The organism is Anabaena sp. CCY 9402-a (genome assembly GCF_963920945.1).
Classification (GTDB): Bacteria; Cyanobacteriota; Cyanobacteriia; order Cyanobacteriales; family Nostocaceae; genus Trichormus; species Trichormus minutissimus.
In genome coordinates, this window is sequence record NZ_CAWUDL010000009.1 from 31,621 (window position 1) to 55,397 (window position 23,777).

Here is a 23,777-nt window from a genome sequence, read left to right on the forward strand (position 1 = left end):
TTTTTTCAGCTAAATATAAAGCTGATATAAATATACTTAATAATTGAGTAGTTAAAATGGATTTATTTTTAACACTAAAAAAGTTTAATTATTACAAATAAAACAGTCAAGTTGGGGAATGTTTTTTAACATAGAATGCTAAAAATTATATGACTGTATTTTAGTAATTTCGTTTTGATTTATATCAATACCCAAACAAAAAATATGTGCGATCGCACCCATGAATAGGCGATCGCACTACCAAAACTATGAATGGGCATCATCAGTTAACTGTTAACTGATGTAACTCCCCTACTTCTCCACCGCTTGTTGCAGTGCAAATCGATATTCCTTAGCATACTGCACATACGTACTACCAGAGTTAGCTACCCCATTAGCGACAATCCCAATGAGGTTTAACCTAGTCAACATAGCTGTAGCTTCAGCAATTTGAGTGCGCGTGACCTTACCCATACTGGCTACCAACACCACACTCCGACAAGAAGAAGCGGTAAGCATCGCATCTACTAAACCCAGAACAGGTGACGCATCGATAATTACCAAATCATAGTTCTCCTCAAATGCGTTCATCAATTCCATCATCCGGGGTGAACTCAAAAGATTTGCGGGGTCAGCAGGTTTAGGACCAGCCGTCAAAATATCGATATAGGTTGAGCCAAGAGAATGAGTGCCAATCTGATGAGGTAAGGTGATTTCACTAGCCAATAGGGTAGAAAGTCCTTGCTCATTGGGCAGATTTAGCTGTTCATGCAAACTGGGATGGCGTAAGTTAGCATCAATTAGCAGTACCCGTTTGTGTAACCGCGCTGCACTCATCGCTAAACCCAACGCAAAACCTGATTTACCCTCATCCATCATAGGGGAGGAAATCATCAAAGACTTTAAGCTAGTGACAGAATTTAAAAGTTCGATATTTTTGTAAATCAGATCCAATGATTCCCAACGGGGAGGAGATTGTAAAACCTCAACAGTCCAAGGTGCAGGTATTTCTGGCTTACCAAAAGGTAATTTAATGATAGATTCTCTGGTTCTAGCAGGGGGTAGTTTAGGCGTAGTTCCCAACAAAGGCAAAGCAGCCTGTTTCTCTAACTCAGCCGTAGTATGAACAGAATCATCAGATGCTTCTCGAATAAAGGCAGCGATGCCTCCTAACATTAGTCCAACTACTGCACCTAGCAAGAGATTTTGCTTCAGGTTTGGCCCCAACTTCATGCCTACTTGGGGGTCTTCTACAACTTCCCAGTTAAAACCACCCTTGGCTAGTTCTTGGCGTAGTTGTTGTTCTGCCCGCAACAACTGCTCTAACCTTTCCCGGCTAAATTGTAACTGTGGTTTAATCCGATTGTAATAAGCCAATAGAGGCGGAAAGCGTCTAATTTCCAGACGTATCTGATTTTCTTTCTGTGCCAAAGTTTGGTCACGGGCAGTTAAAGAAACTATAGTTGTCTGGGTATCTACTAGTTGACTAGCAAGGTTCAGGTCAATGTCACCAAACTGTCCCTGTTCTAGAAGCGGTTCTCCAGAATTAAAAGCACTAGCAGACCTAACACCTAATGTTCTGCCTACTTCCTGTTGCAATAATTCTTTTTGGCTTTGCAGTTGTTCTTTCAGCTTCTGCACGCTAGGAGTCTCATCTGTAAAACGTAAGCGTTCTTGAGCCAACAACAGTTCAGTTTTTTGAATTTCGTTGAGTAAGCCTTGGTAGCGAGTAGACTGACTCAGACGAGAAGCTACTAAAGCATTTCTAGGAGAACGATTAAGTTGTTCTTCCAAAGATTTTTGCTTGGCCACAGCCTCTTGATACTGAGAACGAGTAGTGCGACGTTCTTGCTCAATATTGTTTAAACTATCTTCTAGAGCTTTTGCTTGTGCCTCTGGGTCAATTAAGTTTTGATTTCTGCGAAATCTTTGTAAGTTAGTTTCAGCTGCATTAACTTCTTCGCTGGCTTTACTCAACTGTTCTCTAACAACTTGCAACCCTTTTTTGAGGCGAAAATCCTGCTGTTCTTTGTTATATTGCACATACACTTGACGAATAGCAGTTAATACTTTTTGAGTCTTTTCTGGGTCTTCGTCTGTATAGTCTACTTGGAAAATTTTTGTAGCCACATTATCGTCTTTAGCTCTGAGTTGCTCTAAGGCTAAAGCACTTTTAATCTCAGCAATGCTAATATCTGGATATTCAGATTTGAGTTTATCAACTGCTTTTTGAATCAACCCTGAACTTTGCATCAGGTTAAGTTGAGTGGCAGTATCTATCTGCACATCAGGTTCGAGAAATAGATTGTCAGCTTTAGTTCCATCTTTTTTACCTTGATAGTTTGGTTCTACCAATAGCTGCATACTACTTCTGTAGGTTGGCTTGGTTCTAGAAGTGATGACAGCCGCTAGAGCAATGGTGGTGACAAATGCTCCTAAGAACCAAGGAAATCTGCGAATAAATACAGCAATAATCTGTCCATAACTTGGTTCTGTGTCATTAGCGGAATTGACTATATTGGTACTGAGACTAGTTTGAACCACGTTTACTATCCTTATCTGTGAGACGCTACACCAACTACTTGTGAGTGATGAGTGCTGAGTGCTGAGTGCTGAGTTGAAAGGCCGCCTAGTTTCAAAACTGGGTTTGTAGGAAGTGCATTAGTACCGAGTAAGAGTACACTCATTCATTACTCAAAACTCATTACTCATTACTCATTACTCATTACTCAGCACTCAGCACTCATTACTCCGTACTGAACTTGGGCAATAATTCGTTCAACTTTGCTAAAGAAAACTTGTTCTGAAAAATTATTCACGGCATGATTACGGATATTTTCATAATTCCAGGAGATTCCTCCGGACTCTATTAACGCAGTTTGTAATGATTCGGGAGTTTGTCTTTTAAAGAAGACTCCAGTTTCCCCATGTATTTGGGTGTCTAATACACCACCTGCACCATAAGCAATGACTGGTGTACCACTAGCATTAGACTCTACCGGCACTAAACCATAATCTTCTAGGGCGGCAACTATGACAGATTTTGCTCTAGAAAATAAGTCTTTACGTTGACTGTCACTCACATGACCTAAAAATTTAATGTTATCTAATGCTTTAGCTTCTAATCGTTCTCTTTCTGGCCCATCACCTGATATTAATAGCGGCCATCCTAACCAGTTAAATGCCTCAACTATAACATCGAGTCGCTTATAACTAATCATTCGTGCTGATGCTAAATAGTATTCATCTTTGGTATCAGAAAAAACAAAGTTACTTGTATCAATGGGATAGTTAACCATCATTGCTGGTTTACCATAAATCTTTTCAATTCGGCGAGCCACAGTGCTGGAATTGGCAATATAGATATCAGGTTCTTGAGCATATTTCAGGTCTACATCTCTCATTAATTGGAATACTTTTGTAATTAATGGAGCAAAATAGCGATAATCACTATACTCTCGTAAATAAGTTTCTGTATCCCATAAAAAGCGGGTGACGTTATGACAAAAGCAAACGTGTTTTGCATCTTGCCGTTTTCTAACTGCTTTAGCGAAACTGGTACTACTACTAATAATTAAATCGTAGTCTTGTAAATCTAACGCCCGAAAGGCTGGAAAATATAAAGGGGCTATTAAGCGAAAATATTTGGTTGCACCAGGAATTTTTTGCAAAAAAGTTGTATTAACTATGCGATCGCCAACGTCGATAGTTTTTTGTGGGTCATATAAAGATGTAAAAATATCTGCTTCTGGGTAGCGTTTACAAAGCAATTCAAAGACCCGCTCTGCTCCACCACGCTGGGTTAAATAATCATGCACTAGAGCGATTTTCATAGTTTCTCTAAACTTATTAATTAATCACCAATAAAATACATTTATTGGAAAAGAAAATGATATTAAGATGCCCTGAACCCCCCTTGTACAAAGGGGGGCTATTTTTTGGACTTAATACTGCCAATTAAATCTAGATGCTAGCTAACTGTTGCCAAAACTTTTTCTGGGGCAAAATATTTGTTTTGTTCGGCTCTGAGTTGGTCGCAAAGTCTGCCTTCTGGTAGTTCTACATCATCGTAGGTGAGGACTTGATCTTTAGGAATATCTCGTTTCAGGCGGCAGCCTTCTGCTAAACCCATAGGTAGAAGGTTTTGTTGTTGGACGATAGGGGAATTTTCACATTGTCCATAGGTCATATAGTAGCCGATGCCATCAAGAGTTTCCCCAGCTTTGAGGTCAATTTTTGCAGTGGCCACTACGTCTACGATGGGTTCACCTAAAGGAGACATCACCGCATCTTGGAATAGCACCGCACGGGCTACAGAGAGGGGAACTTCAAAATGGCAGAGGTGATAGGGGGTGTAGAAGCTATAGAGGGGGCCTTCACCTAATTTGTAGAGGTTGAGATAGTGCTGTTGTTTAGGATCGTCATGGGTTGCAAAGACGAATACCCCAGGGCCGGGTTTTGCTCCGACTACATAATCGACAATCCCACCTAGTTCTTTGAGTTGTTCGACATCGTACATATTGGTCATTTCATCCACATGACCTGTGTAGTCATAGCCCAACATTCCCCGTTTAGCAACTTTCATCCCTGTGGCGTTAGCAACGATCGCCTGCTCGAATGATATCTTTGTACCATCGGCAAAGCTTGTCACCATGTGGGCTTTTTGTCCCCAACGCTTGGCAAATCCTTCTTGGGTGGTGGGGTTGCGGTAGGGGTCTTGTAAACCTTTGATGTTACCGCACAATAGAGGAGTCAGACCAATACTCTTCACAAAGCGGTAAAGATTCATCTCTACCCCTGGCTGGTCGCCATCACAAGCGGAGAGAATCACGCCGGCTTTATCAGCGTAGACTTTGAGAATACAGCCTACAGTGCCGTCGAGTTCGGCATTCATCATAATAATATGTTTGCGATGAGCGATCGCTTCCATGACGATATGTGCGCCAAATTCCACCGCACCAGTCACTTCGATGATGGCATCGATGCCTTCCGCCTGACAGATAAGTTTAGCATCTTCGGTAATGGCATACTGACCGTGAGCGATCGCACTTTCTAATTCGCCGACACTATTCACAATGTGAATCTCGTCAATCCCAGCTTCTTGATAAGCGCGTTGAGCCTGGTCTATACTCCGGTTGAAAATAGCTACCAACTCCATCCCAGGAACGGAATTGATGATTTGGTTGGCAATTCCCCGACCCATAAAACCAGCACCAATCATCCCCACTCTTACGGGATTACCAGCAGCAGCACGAGCTTGTAAAGCGCGATCGATAATAATCATCTAAAAATCTCCGTTAATTTCTTTTATTTAACAAACTACTTCCACTGGGTCAGGGCTACCAATAGGGATATTTTCTAATAACGGCCAGTTAGCATCTTTATCAGAGATGACTGTGACTTCTAAAGGCCAATCAATATTAAAAAATGGATCGTTATAACGTAGTCCTCTTTCGTATCCAGGTGTGTAAAATTCACCTACTTGATACACAATTTCCGCATCATCAGTCAGAGCTTGATAACCATGAGCAAACATTTCTGGTACGTACAAAGCTCTGTGATTTTCTGCGGTCAGTTCTACGCCAATGTGCGATAAAAATGTTGGTGATTCAGGACGCATATCAATAATTACGTCATAAATAGCACCTTTAATGCAACGAATTAATTTAGTTTCGGCTGCGGGTTTGAGTTGATAGTGCATTCCCCGTAATGTGCCTTTTTGATAGTTATAAGAAAGGTTACACTGAGAAACTGCTGGTTTTAAACCGTGGGCTGCAAATTCTTGGGCGCAAAAAGTCCGAGCAAAAAAGCCCCGGTTGTCTGATTTTTCTTCTAAGTCAATAATAAATGCGTCTTTGAGTTCTGTAGTTGTAAAAATCATAGTTGGCTGGAATAAAAATTGAGTAATGAGTGTTGTTACCATAGTGGGAAGTAAGACCTTGTTAAATAAGGTTATACTTATACCCGGCTTCTAACCTTATTTGACTAATCATTTAGTATTTACACTAGATAAATTCCTCAACAGGAAGTTTATCTAAATTTGGTTTATTAGTTCATTACATTAGTTCTGAGTCTTTAGATGTGGTCGGTATTGGTTCGTACTTCTTACATAAATGCTTGACTGGCTTCAATAACTCTCACCTCTGAAAAAGCCATCATATTAAAAACAGATAAACCAACTATAGCTAGCAATGGGATAACCGTTTTGAGAGCAGATACAGGCCATCTTTTTAATGCACTTAAAAATACTTTGTTATCCACATATTGAGAATTTTGTAAAAGCATCTGTCGGCAAAACTGCTGAGAATATCCACATTTTTGAAGCTTTAAAATTACTTCAGGTATGTGTTTGTATTGCATTAATAGTGCAGCTTTTGGTTCTTTTTCCCAATAACTCACACCAATAATGAATTTTAAAAAGTTATCTTTAGTGACAATTACATCACCATGTGCTGCACAATAACCAGATAAATATGCTAAAGATATCCAATTACTAGCAGCATCCGGCCAATTTCGTAGTGCTTGTTTGACTAAATCAGTACGATAGATACTAGCCGCTAGAAAAATTACTGTCCCAACGCTTTTAGTAAAACAATGTTCAAAAATTGCTTTACCATCTGCACAACCATCTTCACAGTCAGCATTAAACCAGCGATTACCGATGATAGTTGGGGGGTAGACTGGTTGACCAGTGATTTTATTATGTCCTGAAAAATTGAGAAACAATAATGATAATTTATGCTGTTGTTTCAGCTTATTGATAACATACGCAATGGCTCTCTCTTGAATGATGTCATCATCACTAATAGCCCAGACATATTGAGTTTCTGCTGAATTTAGGCAGTACATAATATTGTTCATTACGCCTAAATTCTCTGGATGCTTATTAGCTGTAAACGTAATATTATTTAATTGTTCTTGCCATTTTTTAATGATTTCAGAGGTGTTATCACTGGAACAATTATCAGAAACTAAGATTTCACAATCTGATTCAAACCCTTTGATAGCTTTTGCTAGCCATGTTAACTGTTTATCAAGTAACTCAGCCCGATTATAAGTAGGAATGGCAATAGTCAATAATTTGCTCATACAATGATTGATTTTTCTGGGTTGTGAGATCCCGGATTTATTCTGGAAATCAGGGATCTGAAGACCTTAAACAATCAGAATTGGTAGTTACTTGATATTCCAGAAGAAATCTTGGTCGATTTGTTCAGTACGAATCAAATACTCTAGTTGTTTTAAACGTGTAAATCCTCTAAATAAGAAGGTATCTTCAGTCATATCAATTTGACTGAACAAATCGAATAGCTGTCTCGCGCCGCGTTGAGCGTCCCAATCACACTTAAATCCAGGTAGGATGGTGTTGATTTTCTCGAAGGATACCCGATAACTGCGGTTATCTGCGCCGTTGTCACCAAAGGATAATTTACATCCGGGGAAGGTATCAGCAATAATTTGGGCTATTTCTTTAACGCGGTAGTTGTTGGCTGTATCACCAACGTTAAAAATTTGGTTGTGAATAATATCGCGAGGTGCTTCTAAGGCGCAAGCTATGGCTTTGCAAATATCCAAGGCGTGAACTAATGGCCGCCAAGGTGTACCATCACTGATCATTTTGATTTCTTTGGTAGTCCAAGCCAAGCCAGACAAGTTGTTCAACACAATGTCAAAGCGCATTCTGGGCGAAGCACCAAAGGCTGTGGCGTTCCGCATGAAGGTAGGAGAGAAGTCGTCATCAGCCAGGAGTGTGACATCTCGCTCTACTAAGGTTTTGCACTCTGCGTAGGCTGTTTGGGGATTAACAGGGGATGCTTCTGTGACATCACCTTCGGTAGCTACTCCATAGACACTACAAGAAGACATATAGACAAAGCGGCGCACACCCATTGTTTTCGCTAGGTTCGCCAGACGTACAGAACCTAAATGATTAATGTCGTAGGTAATGTTGGGTGATAGTTGTCCTGTGGGGTCGTTGGAGAGTTCCGCCATGTGGACGATCGCTTCTACACCCTCTAAGTCTTCAGGGGTGATGTTGCGAATATCTTTATTAAGGGTTTTGGCTGTGGTTTGAGTCCCGTTGTATAGCCAGCCAACTTTATAAAACCCAGTATCTATACCAATTACGTCGTGTCCGCGTCCAGCTAACAAAGAGGGTAATAAACAACCAAGATAGCCTTCTGTTCCAGTTACTAAGATTTTCATTTGTGTCAAATTCTGTATATTGGGGACAAATCAAGTCAAAAGTCAAAAGTCATAGACGCGAAAGCGGCTTCCCGAAGGGTAAGTCAAAATTAAATAACTAGAGACAGAGGACTGAGGACTGGGGAAAATTTTTCCTTTGCCCTCCAGCCTTTCCCCTGTTTCTTATCTATGCAATAACTACATTCTCTAAGTGCGATCGCTCTGGAACTTGTGCGGCGATCGCTTTGCCAATTTCTAGGGAAGAGGTGGCAGCCGGTGAGGGCGCATTGCAAACATGGATCGCATTTTGACTAGGTACAATCAAAAAGTCGTCTACCAGTTTGCCGTCATCCATTAAGGCTTGGGCGCGTACCCCTGCATGGGTGGGAACTAAATCCGACTCTTGTACTTCGGGAATGAGTTTTTGCAAACTTCTGGTAAAAGCCGCTTTACTGAAGGAACGAATGATTTCTTGGATACCTTCATCGGCGTGTTTGGCGGCGAGTCTCCAAAAACCAGGGTAAGTCATCACCTCAGCAAAGTCTTTCAGGTCGAAGTCGGTTTTGTGGTAGCCTTCACGTTTGAGGCTGAGAACGGCGTTCGGCCCTGCATGGACGCTACCATCAATCATTTTGGTAAAGTGAACGCCCAAGAAAGGGAAATCGGGGTTGGGAACTGGGTAAATCAGAGTTTTCACCAGATACCGTTTTTCTGGGGTGAGTTCGTAATATTCGCCCCGGAAGGGTACGATTTTCGCTTTGGGGTTGACTCCACCTAATTTAGCAATGCGATCGCTATGCAATCCGGCACAATTAATGACAAAACGGGTTTCAAAGTTGCCTTGGTTTGTTTCCAGTACGTGATTATCACCACTGGGGGCAATTTTCAGCACCTTGGTATTGAGGCGTAAATCTCCCCCTTGCTGTTGAATTAATTCGGCGTATTTTAAACAAACTTGCTTGTAATTAACAATCCCAGTTGAAAAAACTTTAATTCCACCTACACAACTAACATGAGGTTCAATTTCTTTGACTGCTTCGGGGCTAATTTTTTGGACTTTAATGCCGTTATCTACACCACGTTTATAGAGGTTGTCTAGGCGTGGTAATTCTTGCTCATCTGTAGCTACAATTACCTTGCCACAAATCTCATGCTCAATGCCATGTTCTTGACAGAATGCCACCATTGAGTCTCTACCATCACGGCAAAACTTTGCTTTAAAACTCCCTGGTTTGTAGTAAATTCCAGAGTGAATCACACCACTATTATTGCCAGTTTGGTGAAATGCCCATTGGCTTTCTTTCTCTAACACTAGAATCCGCGCGTGGGGATAGCGTTGACCTAAAGCCATCCCCGTAGATAGCCCCACTATTCCCCCACCGACAATAGCAAAATCGTACATTGGTATTACTACATTAATGTTGAAATAAGGCAGAAGGCAGATCAGGAAATAAAAAGGCAAAAGTAAAAATTTCTCTCACTTTTGACTTTTGTCTACTTCTCTGTGTATGCGCCTTTCTACTCATATAGGTAAAAATTATAACTTGATGAAAATCAAAACTTCAAAATCAAATTATTTTTGAATTTTGAATTTCGCTTCGCGGTATTACCAAACTTTCCAAGGAGCTTGATTATTTTTCCATAGCTCTTCCAAGTAATTTTTATCTCTTAATGTATCCATTGGTTGCCAAAAACCATTATGTTTAAAAGCAGATAACTGGTCTAAATCTGCTAACTTTTCTAATGGTTCTTTCTCCCAAGCTGTAGCATCATCAGCAATAAAATCAATGACGGCTGGTTCTAATATGAAATAACCACCATTAATCCAAGCACCATCACCGTCTTGCTTTTCTCGGAAACTAGTAATTTTAGTTTGTTCTTGTCCTAGGGAAATTGCCCCAAAACGACCTGCTGGTTGAACTGCTGTGAGTGTTGCTAGGGTCTTTTGTTCTTGGTGTAACTTAATTAGTTCGGTAATATTAACATTACTGACACCATCGCCATAAGTAAAGCAAAAAGTTTCATTACCAAGATGTTCTCGAACGCGCTTTAAACGTCCACCTGTCATAGTGTTATCACCTGTATTAACTAGGGTGACACGCCAAGGTTCAGCATAACCAGAATGGACATTCATCTGATTAAAACGCATATCAAAAGTTACATCAGACATATGCAAGAAGTAGTTAGCAAAATACTCTTTGATGATGTAACCTTTGTAACCACAACAAATAATAAAGTCGTTAATGCCGTGGGCAGAATAAGTTTTCATAATGTGCCAGAGAATTGGTTTACCACCAATCTCAACCATTGGCTTGGGTCTGATGCTGGTTTCTTCACTGAGGCGTGTACCCAGCCCTCCGGCCAAAATCACCGCTTTCATGCAATTACCTCGGAGATGTGCAGGTCAATTATTATGGAAAATTTATCAGAATGAAGAGGATGCACATGGATGGGAGAAAAATTCATTTATTTTGTATCTTTCTCCGTACATAATCTAACTTTTATTCGAGGTAATTAAATAAAGAAATAGTAAATAAAAGTCTGAGATATGTGAAAGCTTAATAAATACAAATTAATCAGACAAAAGATAAGTCTAATGAATGTTTTCTGTGCAACACCATTAACTTTATCTAGTAATAACTCCGGTATTTATGTCTTTTTAAAATACGATTCAACAATAAATATATTAATAAAAATGCAAGCGGAATTAAGACATAATTTAATAGAATTCAGATAATCTTTGAGATGGAGACTTGATAAATTGCATCTATAAAGACAAATTTACTACTTTCTTAACTTATACATTGCACTAGAGATTGAGTCCGCAAAAAAATAAAATATCCACTAAAAATGGTGTGGTAAGGCGAAAATAAGTGGCACGACTTGAAAGAACTAAACTATGTTAAGTAATGTTAAAAAACTAGGATTGAGTTCGTAGTATTCGCGTAGCGTCTCGTAGAGAGGACTTTAGTCCTTTTTTGTTCGCGGAGCGTCCCGCAGGGAACGGAGAGAACGCAGAGAGAACTAAAGTTCTTACTACAAACCTTTAATTATTTACCCTGTTCTACTTAGAGCTTGTTTGAAAAGGGTCTTTCTGTGTCATATTGAACGAAGTGAAATATCTCAGTATGCGCCTGAAACCTAGATTCTTCGCTCCGCTCAAAATGACAAATTATACCTTCTCGGACTTTTCAAACATCCTCTTAGTCTAGACAGTCCACTAACGTCCATAACGCACTGGAAATGTCTGAGGGTGCGTTGTCGCGGCAACACACTCTATAAAAAATAATTGTCAGTTTCTGAAAATTGAGGATGAGTGAATTGGTCTTCTAGTCTTTGAATAGAAGGCATTCCCAATACCCAGTCCCCAATCCTCAATTCCTAATTGTTGCTGGCATATCCCAACATGACAGAACTTTGCAATAAAGCATTACATTTGCTTTCTTCAACGATACAGATGCTACTGAGTGCTTGCTGATAAACTTCTGTATCTTCTTGTTCTAAGGAAAGTTGGGCAGCTATTTTTAAATCTTCAACAGCTTGGACATAATCCGGGTTAGATTTATTATCCATTAGTTGGACAAGTTCATAGCGAACCATACCCCTTTTTAGGTAAACTTTGGCGAGTTTGTCGTTAATTTTTAATGCTTGGTCAAAGTCAACGATCGCCTGTTGGTATTGTTGCAGAGACTCGCTACTATATTGAGCGATGAGATAGCGGACAGAACCACGCTGAAAATAAGCTTCGGATTTGGCCGCATTAAGTTTAAGTGCTTGATCAAAATCTGCGATCGCTTCTTGATATTCTTTGAGAGTGTCGCTGCTATATTTAGCTATCTGGGAGTAGACAATGCCCCTCCTGATATAAGCCTCAGATTCTTTGGCGTTAATACTGAGGGCTTGGTTAAAATCTGCGATCGCTAGTTTATATTCTTTATCAGGGTCGTTGCTATATTCTGCCAGCATATAGCGAGCATTACCTCGATTTACAAAAGCTTTGGTTTCTTGGGGATTTAGTTGCAAAGCGGCACTGTAGTCTATTAATGCGCCATCGTAGTCTTTCAGATTATAGCGAGCATTACCTCGGTTAACGTAGGCTTTAGCGTTGTTGGGTTCTTGTTGGATGGCTTGGGTAAAGTTTTCTACTGCTTGTTTATAGTCGCGCACTTGGTAAGCAGCATGACCTTGCTGGTAGTAATCAGCAAAACTCAAAGTAATACTGCTAGTTGCAGGCTTTGTCATGAAGCTTTGTTGAGCATAGTTATTCTGAGACACCAAGGGACGCGTCAATTTCATCATTACGTCCAAATATCCCAAAGCCCCAAATCCCAACAAACAACAAACTATCGGATACAGTCTTTTTCTGCGTCGGTGGCGTTGAGGTGCAAAGCTAGAAGTGGGTATCTGCCAGTTTGTTTGATACAAAGGCATGACTGGCAGGGGCAAGCCAATCGGTGGAGTCGGTTGAGTGTAGCGTCTTTTTTTGGTTGTGACGCGGGGACGCAAATGTTCCTTTTTTTCTATTGCCTGTACTGAAGGGAATGGATCTCTACCACCCAAGCGTACCGCTCGTTCACACCAAGGGCAGCTGTGTAGGTGGTTGCTATAGCGATGCTGGGGATGAACACTACAAGTAGTTAGGGAGTCTTCAGCTTCCGCGAGGGCAGACAACCAAGCTTGAGCATGGGGACGCTGTTGGCGGGCATAATGTCCATCCTCAAAACACTGCACAAACAGTTCTTGTAACCTGGGATGGAGGATTTCCCAAGGTGGTGCAATAGGTGTAGGTAGGTAGGGGACTTTTCGCTTTTTACTGTAGGTGAAATGTCCGGCGGCAATTCTGACTTCGTAGGGTGGTGGTTCGGGAATACCTTGATAAATACCAGAGAAAGGATGTGTTCCTTCCATTAATAATTGAAAAATCAGTACCCCTAAACCAAATAAATCATGACTCAGATCGCGATCGTGGTGAGCAAAGATTTTATTCTGTAACTCTGGTGGGGTGAACTCTGGTTTACCCACCGGACAACGATAAACCACATCGTTTTCTGGATCACGCACTTGGAAGGAATCAGTATCTACCAAGGTGACTAGGGCTGTATCGCTGACGAGGATATTAGACTCGTTAACATCACCTACACAGTAACCACTATTATGTAGAGATGCAAAAGCTGCCGCTAAATTGCGAGCTGTGCGGAGAAGATACTGATAGCTGAATAATGGACAGTGTTGGCGGCGAGTCTTGGGGTTATAGAAATCGATAATGGGACGCATTCCGCGAATGCGAGGCATTAAAAAGCCAACAATGCCTTTATTTTCATCTGTCCCCCACAATAATTCTTGAGGCCAAGCAATGGAAATATGCCCCAAATTCGCCGTTGGGTTTTCTGGTGGATTGGCAAGCATAGCCCGTAGTTTATGGGCATGAGCAACTGTTGGTTTATGATAAACCTTCGCTACTAAATCGCCTGCGGATGGCACGGCATAAATACAGGCTTCACCACCACGGCCTAAACTGACGCTGAGGCTGGAAATTTCTTCCTGGGGAAGATAACGTAGTACCTTCATGAGCAATCACGGTTAAGGGTTTTATTGAGAATTGGGGACTGGGAATTTTAGATTTTAGATTGAATAATCTAAAATCCACTCATTGAAAGGCTGGGGACTGGAGACTGGGGAAAAATCTACCTTGCTCCCTGCCCCCTGCTCCCTGCCCCCCTGCCTCACAAATGGTTGAAGGCAGCTAAAATCAGCGTTAAATCATCGTCAGTACGTTGTGTAATTCGCTCAGAACCTAAAAACCTGACTAACTGTTCTTTCGCTTCTGTTTTATCTTCTACTTTTTCGACAAAATCGAATAAAGGAAAAAAGAAGGGTTTGTGAGGTTCACCAACAACCATATTTAAAGCCAGCATTTGTAGTCCATCGGTGAGGAGTCCAATGTTAACGATGGTTTCGCGCCATAGTCTCATCTGCGCTGTATCTAAAGCACCTGGTGAAGTTAAAAAAGTCGTTTCGTTGATATATTCGCCGTTGTTAGGTATGGTCAGTGCTAGTAAGTTGCCCATGTGATCCTTAGCCACTGCTAAACCGTCACCAATTTGCGCGGCTGCTACCATTTCGGGTGAGGCGATCGCAATAATTAAGGTAGTTGCTAAATCCTGGGGCGGTTTTTGGCAAGCCTCGGCTTCGTCTTCCACGGCTTTTTTAGCGGCTAGCAAGGCATCAGTTAACAGCAATTGCACAGTTTCATCATCAGCTAGGGAATCTCTAGTTATATCTTTGAGCGATAGGTTTTCTATGGCTGTTTCTACAGCTACCATTGCGCCGACTTTCCCCTGGCTGGCAGAACCTGCGCCATCTGCGGCCGCTGCTATCAACACGTTATCAGGCAATAGTTGCCAGTGGTGAGCATCCTGACACAGCTGCTTAGTTTTGACGTGGCTTGTACCACAGACAGAGGCGGCGACTACCTGCCAATGAGGGTTCTGTTTTGATGTTTTCATATATTTGTTTTGTCAGCTAGCTGTGAAAGTGTCAAGCCGCAATCCGCAAGCTATTTTAGATAGAACCCCAGCCAATGGGCGGTAATGCGATTTGCTCATCTATCTGCGAATGGGAAACTGCTGACATACTAGTCGATAACCAAACAAACATCTCAATAAAGTTCAGTCCTTTCAGTTTTAAGGGTGTCCGTACAGCGATTTGATTGAGGCGCATCATATTCGCATTTTCTACACCCACGCTAAAAAAGGCAACGCGTTTATTGGTTTCATCTCCTTGCAGGCGGATTGCTGCTTGTTCTACTAAATGGTCTAGTTCACCTTGTGGCTCACCATCCGTAATCATAAACACCCAAGGGCGATAGTAGGCAATACCATTGGCACGATACAGAGATTTACGCTCTTGCACCATATCCAAGGCTTTATGAATGCCCGCACCCATACTAGTTAATCCTTGCGCTGTCAAAATGGGGGGGTTAAATTGATCGGCTGTGACAAAATCTTGTACGACATTAATATGACTATCAAAGGTAACGATCGCAATTTCTACCCGTCTAGCTGCTATGGAATTTTTGACTAATTCATCCTTCAAACTCAGCAAGCCCTGGTTGAGAGCTTCTATTGCCACCCCTTGCATCGAACCAGATGTATCGAGTAACAACACACAAGGACAACGTGGTTCTGGATTTTCCGCAAACTCTACTACTTCATCTAGTGTTAATGTATCACTCATAACGTTTTGTGTTATGTTATAGTCCAAAGCTCTATGTTCCTTTTTTCAAAGTATATATTTTCCACAGCCGCAGCCGACAAGACCACAGGTAGATGTTTGATGGTAGCTGGTTCACTCTTCATTAAACAGACCATTTTTACCGCAAGTTCTACATATTTAAGGAAATCTTAATCAGGATGTAGATGAAATAAAGATATGATGAAGGGTTCTAATTGGAGACATTAATCATCTACCAAAATTTATATAGAGCAAACACAGAATATAATAAATAATTAGCATTTGCCTACATAAATTTTTAAAGATTTTGTGTGGGATTTTTATTTTTCTATATAGAAATTAAATTCAAAATCATATTGATCACTATGTTCAAAAATACCTATTGTAACTAAGAGAACTTAAAAGCAAAATTTGTTAAAAAATAGAAACCTCAAGTATAGAGTTAGCAATTTGACCAACTATTAATTAAGCACTCAGACAGACTGAATTCTACAAATTATCTTCCTGTCCCCTATCACCTATCACCTGTCACCTATCACCTATCCCCTATCCCCTATCCCCTATCCCCTATCCCCTATCCCCTATCACCTGTCACCTGTCACCTGTCACCTGTCACCTGTCCTCTTCTTCATATGAATCATTCCGGTACGTTTGCAGCAATACGTCCTCAGAATTTATTAAGACAACTATCGAGTTGTTTAGACACCACTTGTTTGCAAGCTGTAAGTAACTTCGTTACTTGGTCAATTTATCTGGAAAATGGGACAATTAGTTATGCTACCCATTCTGTAGAACCCTTTGACAGATTAGAACGTCATCTGCGTCACCTGAGTCAACAATTACCCCTAGTAACTGTGGAAGTCCGAGTACAGTTACGCTTGCTATTTGAAACTGACTTATACAATCAAATCAACGAAAATCAAAATCTTGATATTATTCAGCCACAGGATTATCAAGCTATCCAATGGCTTGTTAATCAAAGATATATAGATACTGAACAAGCTACTGTACTGATTCAACAATTAGTCAAAGAAGTAATTGAATCATTTCTGCTCATTAAAACTGGTAATTATCAATTAAGCGATTCGTTACAGAGATTACCTGTAATTTGCCTCCTAGATGTTGATAAAGTTATAGAAAGGTGTCAAACGAGATTGCAAAATTGGCAGACTTATGTACCCAGGATTACCTCTCCTCATCAACGTCCTTATTTACTACTAAATAATACAATCCCTGGTAAAAATTCAACTGAACTCCAGCCAACATTAACTTACTGGATGAAGGGTTTTAGTCTGCGCCATCTGTCCGTGATCATGAATCAAGATGAACTACAACTAGCACAATATTTATACCCTTACATCGTGACTGGAGAGATTATCTTACATGAACCAGATCCACCATTTGATCAGTTACCCAAGATAGTGGCAGAATTACCATCAACGCCTCAATACACAACTGCTTTATTAGATAAAAAGCTAGTTGATAGAGTCGTAGAACTTAGTAGTAATGCTACACCCATCACCCCAATTGTAGAGATAGAAAATGTCGCTATTGTCAAGCGATCGCCACAAATTTCCACTCATACAAAAACAACCAATAAAGAATTAAATAACACGAACTCTGTTCCTCAAAGAGTAACCCCTGCTACCGTCACCCCAGAAAAACTTTACAAAATTGTTTCTGTAGATGATAGCCCCACAATTTTAAAAGAAATTACTTATTTTTTAGAAAATGAAAATTTTACTGTCATAGCCATTAATGACCCCTTAAAAGCTGCTATGTCAATTATTAGGCACAAACCAGACTTAATCCTACTGGATCTCAACATGGCGGGGATTGATGGTTATGAATTGTGCCGCATTATCCGCAATAATTCTATGTTTAAAAATACGCCAATTATTTTCGTTACCGGGTCTAAGGGAATAGTAGATAAAGTAAAAGCTAGATTAGTGGGTGCATCGGGATATTTAACGAAACCGTTTACCCGTGCAGAATTGTTAAAAATGGTGTTTATGCACTTAACTTAATTAAAAAATTGGCTTGCGAGTTTTTAAATAGGTACATTAACACATCCAACTCGCACTGCTCTATTGGCATCCGCCAACTCATCAATCAAGACACCCTTGAGCAAGTAGCTAATTGCTCCGGCTTGCATTGCTTGCTGTACCAAGTCATTCTCTAGAAACCCTGTCAAAATTAAAACCTGAATTTCTGGGTATTTTGTGCAATGCCAGCAAATATACCCAGAATGGTTGGAACTAGATTCATTACTTATTCTAGGAAAAATCTATATCTAGCAATCAATAGGTAATATCACTTAAATAGATAAGTGAAAGGTTTCTAGAATACATTACTCATAATTAATAGTTATATAGGTCATTGATCCTAGTTAAAAATAGGACACTTATACGATGCGTTCACTAAGGCGATCGCTGTAGGATATACTACACCAATAATTAAACAAAATTCAGGCGATCACCTTACCTCACCGCTTGTAAAAAAATGACAACACAAATAGCCTTAAATCAAAAAGTATCCTTATCTGCAAATGTTCTGACTCAAGACTTAGCAGGGGAGTCCGTTTTGTTGAATCTGCAAAGCGAAGAATATTTTAGCCAAAACGAGGTAGCTACAAACATATTCTTTATACTCACTGAATCAGATTCTATCCAGACAGCTTACGACACCTTGCTAAAAGAGTATGATGTCGAGCCAGAGAAGTTAAAACAAGACTTGCTCAAGTTTATTGATAAATTAGTTAAGGCTGGACTAGTGGAAATTACTGATTCTTAAGTTGAAGCAAAAAATCAAATTATGCGTGTACTGATGATTGGTGCTGGGGGCGTTGCCTTGACAAGACCCTTAGATTGGGTAGTTAAAGCAGGTTATGAAGTTTGGCTACTAGGAGATGTAGACCCCTATGAAACAGAAGCTCCTAAAAATTACCGCTATTTCCCTACTGTTTGGCGAAACTATGCAGAAAAATATACCAACACCTTCCCTTATGAAGATCAAATGGTAGAGGAAATGGTAGAGCCGTTACGTCAACTTGCAGACGAATTACAGCCTGATATTATCCATGTACACGCCATTGGTTGGCACGCCCAGTGTTGTGCCTTAGCAAATCTTAACCCTCTTGTTGTCTCTGCTTGGGGCTTTTTAAATCATTTGCTACAACCAGAAAGGGAACAAAGCAAGCATAAAGATAGGGTTAGTCAAGTATTTAAGAATACTGGTGTGCTGATTGTAGAGACACCTAGTTTGATAGAGAAATCCAAAGCACTCTTGAACCATGAACAACGGGTAGAATTAATCCCTCTAGGAACCAACCCCCAACATTTTCGTACTGGAGTGACTAAGGATTTATCAAAGTGGCGGCAGGAAATATTGAAGATTGACGAAGAAGCTACAATTCTGCTTTCGCCTCGTGGCTGGTCTAAAGTATATAACCATGAGCAGATATTTGCAGCCTACGCTCAGGCTTATCCCCAATTCACCAAACCGACGGTACTCGTCTTTTCAAAACTAGGGCGTGCTGTTAGAGAAGAAGCACTAGCTATTTACGAAAGCATCAGCAACAAAGCAGAAGAACTTGGCTTATCAGAAAACCTGCGCTGGATGCCCGCCCTACCTTATAGTTTCATGCCTACAGGCTACAACTTAGCAGATGTAATTATCAATTATCCTCTCAGCGATGCCTTTCCTTCCACACTCATTGAAGCTGTTGCTTGTGAACGCCCAGTGATTACCTGTGATTTGTTAGCTTATCGGGGTACTTTTATTGAAGAATTTTGTACTGTGGTAGAACCTGAAAACCCAGAAGCTTTAGCAAAGGCAATGATTAAAGTCGTCAATCAGCCTCCCCAAGAGCGAGAATCACATCTTGCAAAAGCACGGCAATTTATTGTCGAGCAATATGACGAGGCAGTTTTACAAAGGCGGCTGTTTCAAATATATGAGGATGTGGCATCTACGACTAATACCAATTCAAAAAATGTTTACGACATATAATAAATAGGTTACTTTGAGGAAAGTGGCCGCTTTGCGGCTACTTTTGAGAGAACTCTTAGCCTGCACTAAGTAGGTAACCGGAAAAATTTATAACTAAAGCTCGTCCATTACGTTCTACCCAACCTACTATGCTACGCATTTACTGCATTCTTTTTTGACGTGAATTCGACAAACCTCATCCTCCCAACCTCCCTCTCCTAAAAGGAAAGGGAGGAGCAAGAAAATCATGATTTTACACCCCTCTCTTTGTAGAAGAGGGGCTGGAGTGAGGTCAGAATATCACCTATCGAATTCACGTTTTTTTTAAGGCAAGAATAGGAAAGAATAATATTTAAATTTTTATTAAACCTAATTATATAATTAGCCAATTTTTAACCGCAAAAACAAAAAATAGTAATTACTTTACACAAACTTTATAGATACAATAATCAGATAATTGTACTATATTCATAATCTGATAATTCCAAATCAGGGCAACACAAAACAATAAGGATTACTCAAATGTCACAATCTGAAAACGCGAAAAAGAACTATTCTGAACCTGAATTAAAGGCTCATGGTAAAATATCTGGTTTGACACAACAAGTGGGTGGTAGTGGTGGTTTTGGTACAACCACCGGAATTATCCAAACTACTTAGAGTGTTGGATTTTCCTCTTTTTCATCGGTATGAAAAATAAAAAACAATCAAGTTAACTCCCTAACATATAGATGATAGGAAGTAAAAGTTATTAGGCAGTTAGGAAAGAATTTATTAGGTAAATAAAATCGCCTAAAAATATAGCTTAAAAAGCTTTCCTACTTCCTTTTTTTGTAGTAATAAATATGTAGTGATAGCAGAGTATGAAACTCTTTTCCTATGAAGACTGACAAGATAATTTTGTGCAAAATTTCTTATCAATACCAATGTAGATATAGACGTAAATGTTGATTATAGGCGATAATTATTGTTATCAATTTTATGGACTCAACCTATCTGTTAATCGACTGCTTCCAGGGTTAGCTACTGTCAATAGCTCTACATCAATAGATGTGGCTATTAACCTAATTGGTGAACAACTAAGTCAACTGCCGTTACTCGAACAAGCTTTTTGGAATGTGCCGCTTGAGTGGTATCAAAAAATAGGCTTTCACCTGTGGACAACGCACCAAGATGACGGCATTTACTGGAGGATAAGGTCTTTTGATGGGGTTGATTGCTTGGAATTCATCTTAAATCCTGATGGTAGTCAAGTTTGGGGTTTTTGGTCTAGAGATGCACTATTTACAGATGCGGTATCTTTGCTGCTGGGTTGTGTACTTGGTCATCTGTTACGGCTGCGGGGAGTAACTTGTCTTCATGCCAGCGTGGTTGCGGCAGATGGTAGTGCGATCGCCATTTTAGGGCAATCAGGCGCAGGTAAATCAACCACAGCAGCAGCGTTGGCTAGCCGTGGATTCTCCGTATTGGCAGATGATATTGCTGCACTTATTCCTGATGAAAAAAGGTTTTGGGTACAGTCTGCTTATCCTCGTCTACGCCTGTGGCCTAATTCTGTAAATGCCATTCACGGCTCAATAGAAGAGTTATCACTAGTATCAACAAATCTAGATAAACGCTTTATAGATTTGCAAATAAAAGATAGAGAACAGTGGCAGTTTCAATCCCAAGCTTTGCCATTAATTGCTGTGTACATATTAGGAGAACGTGACTCAAACCTTACAGTGCCTATAATTAATTCTCTTTCTCTGCCTGAAGCAATGAAGCATCTAATGTTCAATTCCTATGGGCGTGCTTTCCTCACTTCTCAACAGTGTAAACAGGAGTTTCAAGAATTAGGTCAATTGGCAAAGACTGTTCCTGTTCGGGAGTTATTACTTCCTGATAATTTGGGGAGTTTGGGGCAAATTTATGATGTTATTTTAGAAAACTTACGCCTGATTCATACTTTGGTTTAGCAACACCAGTAATTTGAATATCTGCCTATATTTTAAGCAAATTTTTAAATATGCAAGTTTTTGAGCCAACCGTAAGTGTTATTATTCCTACTCACCAGCGTGGCCATCTTGTCAGTCAGGCAATTAACAGCGTTTTGGCACAAACCTACAAAGACTACGAAATTATTGTCATCAACGATGGTTCTCAGGACAATACTCCCCAAGTCCTGGCTCAATTTAGCGACTATCATCACATTACCGCTATTCATCAAGCCAATCAAGGATTATCTGCCGCTCGCAATGCTGGAATTCGCTCTGCTAGAGGGAAGTATATCGCCTTTTTAGATGATGATGATCTCTGGGAACTTCAGAAGTTAGAAAAACAGATTTCCGTGTTGGAAGCCAATCCACGCATTGGTTTGATCTATTCAGATTCACTCTTTTTTTCTGATCAACGGGGTTTGTTTTCAGGTTCGTACAATACAACGTTTCCTACTCCTAATCTTCAGGTATTATGGACTCTTTTTAGATACAACTACATTCCAGTCCTAACGGTTGTTGTGCGTCGAGACTGTTTAGATAAAGTGGGTTTGTTTGATGAAACTCTGAGATGTTGTGAAGATTACGATTTATGGCTGCGCGTGATTGAAAAATTCCCGATTTACTTTCTAAATCAACCCTTAGCACGTTATCGGCGATCGCCAAATAATCTTTCTCAAGATAAAGAGCAGATGTTCACTAGCCACCTGCGTGCTAAGGAAAAAGTCATCGATCGCAATCCAGAATTGCTAAAATTTCCTATGAATTTTCTCGATTCTTACTTTTACAATATCTACCTCGAACTTGCCAATTTACATATTCAAAATCATCAAATAGAGCAAGCACGTAGAGTTTTGCATCGCTATCGAGAAATGCGGGGTGAAACCGCTAGATATGAAAAGTTGCGATTATCTGTATATACTGAGCAAATTTAAGATCATGCATTTTATTGTCACTGGCGGAGCCGGATTTATTGGCTCTCATCTTACAGAACAATTGTTATCAGAAGGTCATCGTGTCACTGTAGTTGATAATTTGACTACTGGACGTTTAGAGAACTTACCCAAACATTGTCATCTTAGGTTTCTCCAAAAAGATATTTTAATATGTCAACCAGAAGATTTTACAGAGAAAGTTGATGGAATCGCCCATTTAGCAGCTATTTCATCGGTGACAGAATCTTTGTGTCGTCCCTTAGAGGCTCATCACAATAATCTTTCGGCAACCCTAGCTGTGATTCAACTTTGCCAAGCTTTAACTATTCCGAAGTTAGTATTTGCTAGTTCCGCATCTGTATACGGCAATCTCACTCAATTACCAATTTCAGAAGAGCAAAAAACCTCTCCTATGTCACCCTACGGCTTACAAAAACTTGCGAGTGAACAATACGCTAGTATGTTTGCTAAACAACTAGGTTTTTCATTTGTTGGCTTACGAATTTTTAACGTATTTGGCCATAGACAAGTTCCTGATTCCAGCTACTCTGGCGTAATTTCCCGATTTATTGATGTTATGCAAAGTGGCTTACCAATTACTATTTATGGCGATGGAAATCAAACCAGAGACTTTATTTATGTTAAAGATGTAGTGAGGGCTTTTTCTCAAGCATTTAAAGCGAATCTTACCCCTGGTTCATCCTTAATTTGTAACTTAGGAACTGGAAAATCTACTTCTTTAGTGCAGTTGATTGATATTCTCAAAAATCATTTTCCGCAATGGCAACCAGAGATTAATTTTTCTTCTAATCGTGCAGGAGATATTCAGCATTCACAAGCTGATATTTCCAGGATATCTTCATGTTTAGACTTTCATCCTCAGTGGTCAGCAGAGTCGGCTATTAATTTTTTTATTGCATCATCTTTGAGCAACAATGATAATTATTCAAAACCACGGTTGACTCTATCTGCTTAAGATTTAGAAAATGAAAACTGCATTGCCAATAAAAAATCATCAAATATTTAAGTAAAAATGAAGCACTTATCTAAGTTTTTCAAATTAGATTATCAAAAAAAACAGCTTTTAATTAGCACTTTTATTGTATTGACATTAGTTAGATTAGGGTTGTGGTTGCTGTCATTTAAAACCTTGCATCAACTTCTATTGAGGCTAAGTAACACCAAACCTAAATGCCAAAGGAAATACCACATCTCTATTGACAAAATAATCTGGGCTGTTGAAGTGAGCAGTCATTATATGCCTGGTGTCAAGTGTCTGGCGCGTGCCTTGACTTGCCAGGTTTTCATGAGTCGCCACGGTTATACATCTAATCTCTGCATTGGTGTTGCCAAAGGTCAAGAAGGAGAGTTAAAGGCTCATGCTTGGTTAGAAAATCAGGGACAGGTTGTAATTGGCAAAGTTGCAGACCTTTCTCATTTTAGCCAAATGGCATCTTTTACAAAAGAGTGTATTTAAAAC

The 23,777-nt window shown here is 40.0% G+C and carries 21 protein-coding genes; 8 read left to right on the plus strand and 13 right to left on the minus strand.

What is annotated here, in order from left to right; all coding sequences use genetic code 11:
* Positions 1-291: 291 nt before the first annotated feature.
* The 12 genes from ACM0OR_RS05115 to ACM0OR_RS05170 all read right to left on the minus strand — a co-directional run bounded on the left by ACM0OR_RS05115 (position 292) and on the right by ACM0OR_RS05170 (position 15,399).
* The gene (locus ACM0OR_RS05115) at positions 292-2,523 is read right to left on the minus strand and encodes a polysaccharide biosynthesis tyrosine autokinase (RefSeq protein WP_323268487.1); all 2,232 of its coding nucleotides are present in this window, start codon (positions 2,521-2,523) and stop codon (positions 292-294) included.
* 11 nt (positions 2,524-2,534) lie between these two features.
* Positions 2,535-2,666 carry a hypothetical protein gene (locus ACM0OR_RS05120; RefSeq protein ID WP_414575274.1) on the minus strand — a complete coding sequence of 44 codons (132 nt, stop codon included), beginning with the start codon at positions 2,664-2,666 and terminating at the stop codon, positions 2,535-2,537.
* Between the two features lie 42 nt (positions 2,667-2,708).
* On the minus strand, positions 2,709-3,812 hold the full coding sequence (locus ACM0OR_RS05125; protein ID WP_323268486.1) for a glycosyltransferase: 1,104 nt from the start codon (positions 3,810-3,812) through the stop codon (positions 2,709-2,711).
* A gap of 137 nt (positions 3,813-3,949) precedes the next feature.
* A complete protein-coding gene (locus ACM0OR_RS05130; RefSeq protein WP_414575275.1) occupies positions 3,950-5,263 on the minus strand; it encodes an NAD(P)H-dependent oxidoreductase in 1,314 nt (437 codons plus the stop codon).
* Positions 5,264-5,290: 27 nt separating this feature from the next.
* Positions 5,291-5,860 carry a dTDP-4-dehydrorhamnose 3,5-epimerase gene (gene rfbC, locus ACM0OR_RS05135; RefSeq protein ID WP_414575330.1) on the minus strand — a complete coding sequence of 190 codons (570 nt, stop codon included), beginning with the start codon at positions 5,858-5,860 and terminating at the stop codon, positions 5,291-5,293.
* A 224-nt stretch (positions 5,861-6,084) separates the two neighbouring features.
* Entirely contained in the window at positions 6,085-7,068 is a 984-nt protein-coding gene (locus ACM0OR_RS05140) for a glycosyltransferase family 2 protein (RefSeq protein WP_414575276.1), read from the minus strand.
* An 87-nt stretch (positions 7,069-7,155) separates the two neighbouring features.
* Positions 7,156-8,184 carry an SDR family oxidoreductase gene (locus ACM0OR_RS05145; protein ID WP_414575277.1) on the minus strand — a complete coding sequence of 343 codons (1,029 nt, stop codon included), beginning with the start codon at positions 8,182-8,184 and terminating at the stop codon, positions 7,156-7,158.
* 166 nt (positions 8,185-8,350) lie between these two features.
* Complete coding sequence (lhgO, locus tag ACM0OR_RS05150; RefSeq protein ID WP_414575278.1) at positions 8,351-9,565, minus strand: L-2-hydroxyglutarate oxidase; 1,215 nt, start codon at positions 9,563-9,565, stop codon at positions 8,351-8,353.
* Between the two features lie 204 nt (positions 9,566-9,769).
* Positions 9,770-10,543 carry a glucose-1-phosphate cytidylyltransferase gene (rfbF, locus tag ACM0OR_RS05155; RefSeq protein WP_414575280.1) on the minus strand — a complete coding sequence of 258 codons (774 nt, stop codon included), beginning with the start codon at positions 10,541-10,543 and terminating at the stop codon, positions 9,770-9,772.
* 1,001 nt (positions 10,544-11,544) lie between these two features.
* Entirely contained in the window at positions 11,545-13,731 is a 2,187-nt protein-coding gene (locus ACM0OR_RS05160) for a tetratricopeptide repeat protein (RefSeq protein WP_414575281.1), read from the minus strand.
* Positions 13,732-13,886: 155 nt separating this feature from the next.
* Positions 13,887-14,669, minus strand: coding sequence for a PP2C family serine/threonine-protein phosphatase (locus ACM0OR_RS05165; protein WP_414575282.1), 783 nt, complete (start codon positions 14,667-14,669; stop codon positions 13,887-13,889).
* Between the two features lie 55 nt (positions 14,670-14,724).
* Positions 14,725-15,399: a vWA domain-containing protein gene (locus ACM0OR_RS05170; RefSeq protein ID WP_190695526.1), complete on the minus strand. Its 675-nt coding sequence runs from the start codon at positions 15,397-15,399 to the stop codon at positions 14,725-14,727.
* 629 nt (positions 15,400-16,028) lie between these two features.
* Here ACM0OR_RS05170 and ACM0OR_RS05175 point away from each other — a divergent pair.
* The gene (locus ACM0OR_RS05175) at positions 16,029-17,423 is read left to right on the plus strand and encodes a response regulator (protein WP_414575283.1); all 1,395 of its coding nucleotides are present in this window, start codon (positions 16,029-16,031) and stop codon (positions 17,421-17,423) included.
* A gap of 23 nt (positions 17,424-17,446) precedes the next feature.
* On the opposite strand, the gene ACM0OR_RS05180 is transcribed toward ACM0OR_RS05175, so the two are convergent.
* Entirely contained in the window at positions 17,447-17,590 is a 144-nt protein-coding gene (locus tag ACM0OR_RS05180) for a hypothetical protein (RefSeq protein WP_414575284.1), read from the minus strand.
* 308 nt (positions 17,591-17,898) lie between these two features.
* On the opposite strand from ACM0OR_RS05180, the gene ACM0OR_RS05185 reads away from it, so the two are divergent.
* The 7 genes from ACM0OR_RS05185 (at position 17,899) to ACM0OR_RS05215 (ending at position 23,774) form a co-directional block, all read left to right on the plus strand.
* Entirely contained in the window at positions 17,899-18,189 is a 291-nt protein-coding gene (locus ACM0OR_RS05185) for a PqqD family protein (protein ID WP_414575286.1), read from the plus strand.
* Between the two features lie 21 nt (positions 18,190-18,210).
* Positions 18,211-19,407 (plus strand): glycosyltransferase family 4 protein, encoded by a 1,197-nt coding sequence (locus ACM0OR_RS05190; protein WP_414575288.1) that lies wholly within the window; start codon positions 18,211-18,213, stop codon positions 19,405-19,407.
* A 501-nt stretch (positions 19,408-19,908) separates the two neighbouring features.
* Positions 19,909-20,046, plus strand: a complete 138-nt coding sequence (locus ACM0OR_RS05195; RefSeq protein WP_414575289.1) for a hypothetical protein — start codon at positions 19,909-19,911, stop codon at positions 20,044-20,046.
* Between the two features lie 284 nt (positions 20,047-20,330).
* Positions 20,331-21,344, plus strand: coding sequence for a serine/threonine protein kinase (locus ACM0OR_RS05200; RefSeq protein ID WP_414575290.1), 1,014 nt, complete (start codon positions 20,331-20,333; stop codon positions 21,342-21,344).
* A gap of 50 nt (positions 21,345-21,394) precedes the next feature.
* Positions 21,395-22,297, plus strand: coding sequence for a glycosyltransferase family 2 protein (locus ACM0OR_RS05205; protein ID WP_414575291.1), 903 nt, complete (start codon positions 21,395-21,397; stop codon positions 22,295-22,297).
* 4 nt (positions 22,298-22,301) lie between these two features.
* Positions 22,302-23,273 (plus strand): NAD-dependent epimerase/dehydratase family protein, encoded by a 972-nt coding sequence (locus ACM0OR_RS05210; protein ID WP_414575292.1) that lies wholly within the window; start codon positions 22,302-22,304, stop codon positions 23,271-23,273.
* Positions 23,274-23,330: 57 nt separating this feature from the next.
* On the plus strand, positions 23,331-23,774 hold the full coding sequence (locus tag ACM0OR_RS05215) for a lasso peptide biosynthesis B2 protein (protein WP_414575295.1): 444 nt from the start codon (positions 23,331-23,333) through the stop codon (positions 23,772-23,774).
* The last annotated feature ends 3 nt before the right edge of the window (positions 23,775-23,777 follow it).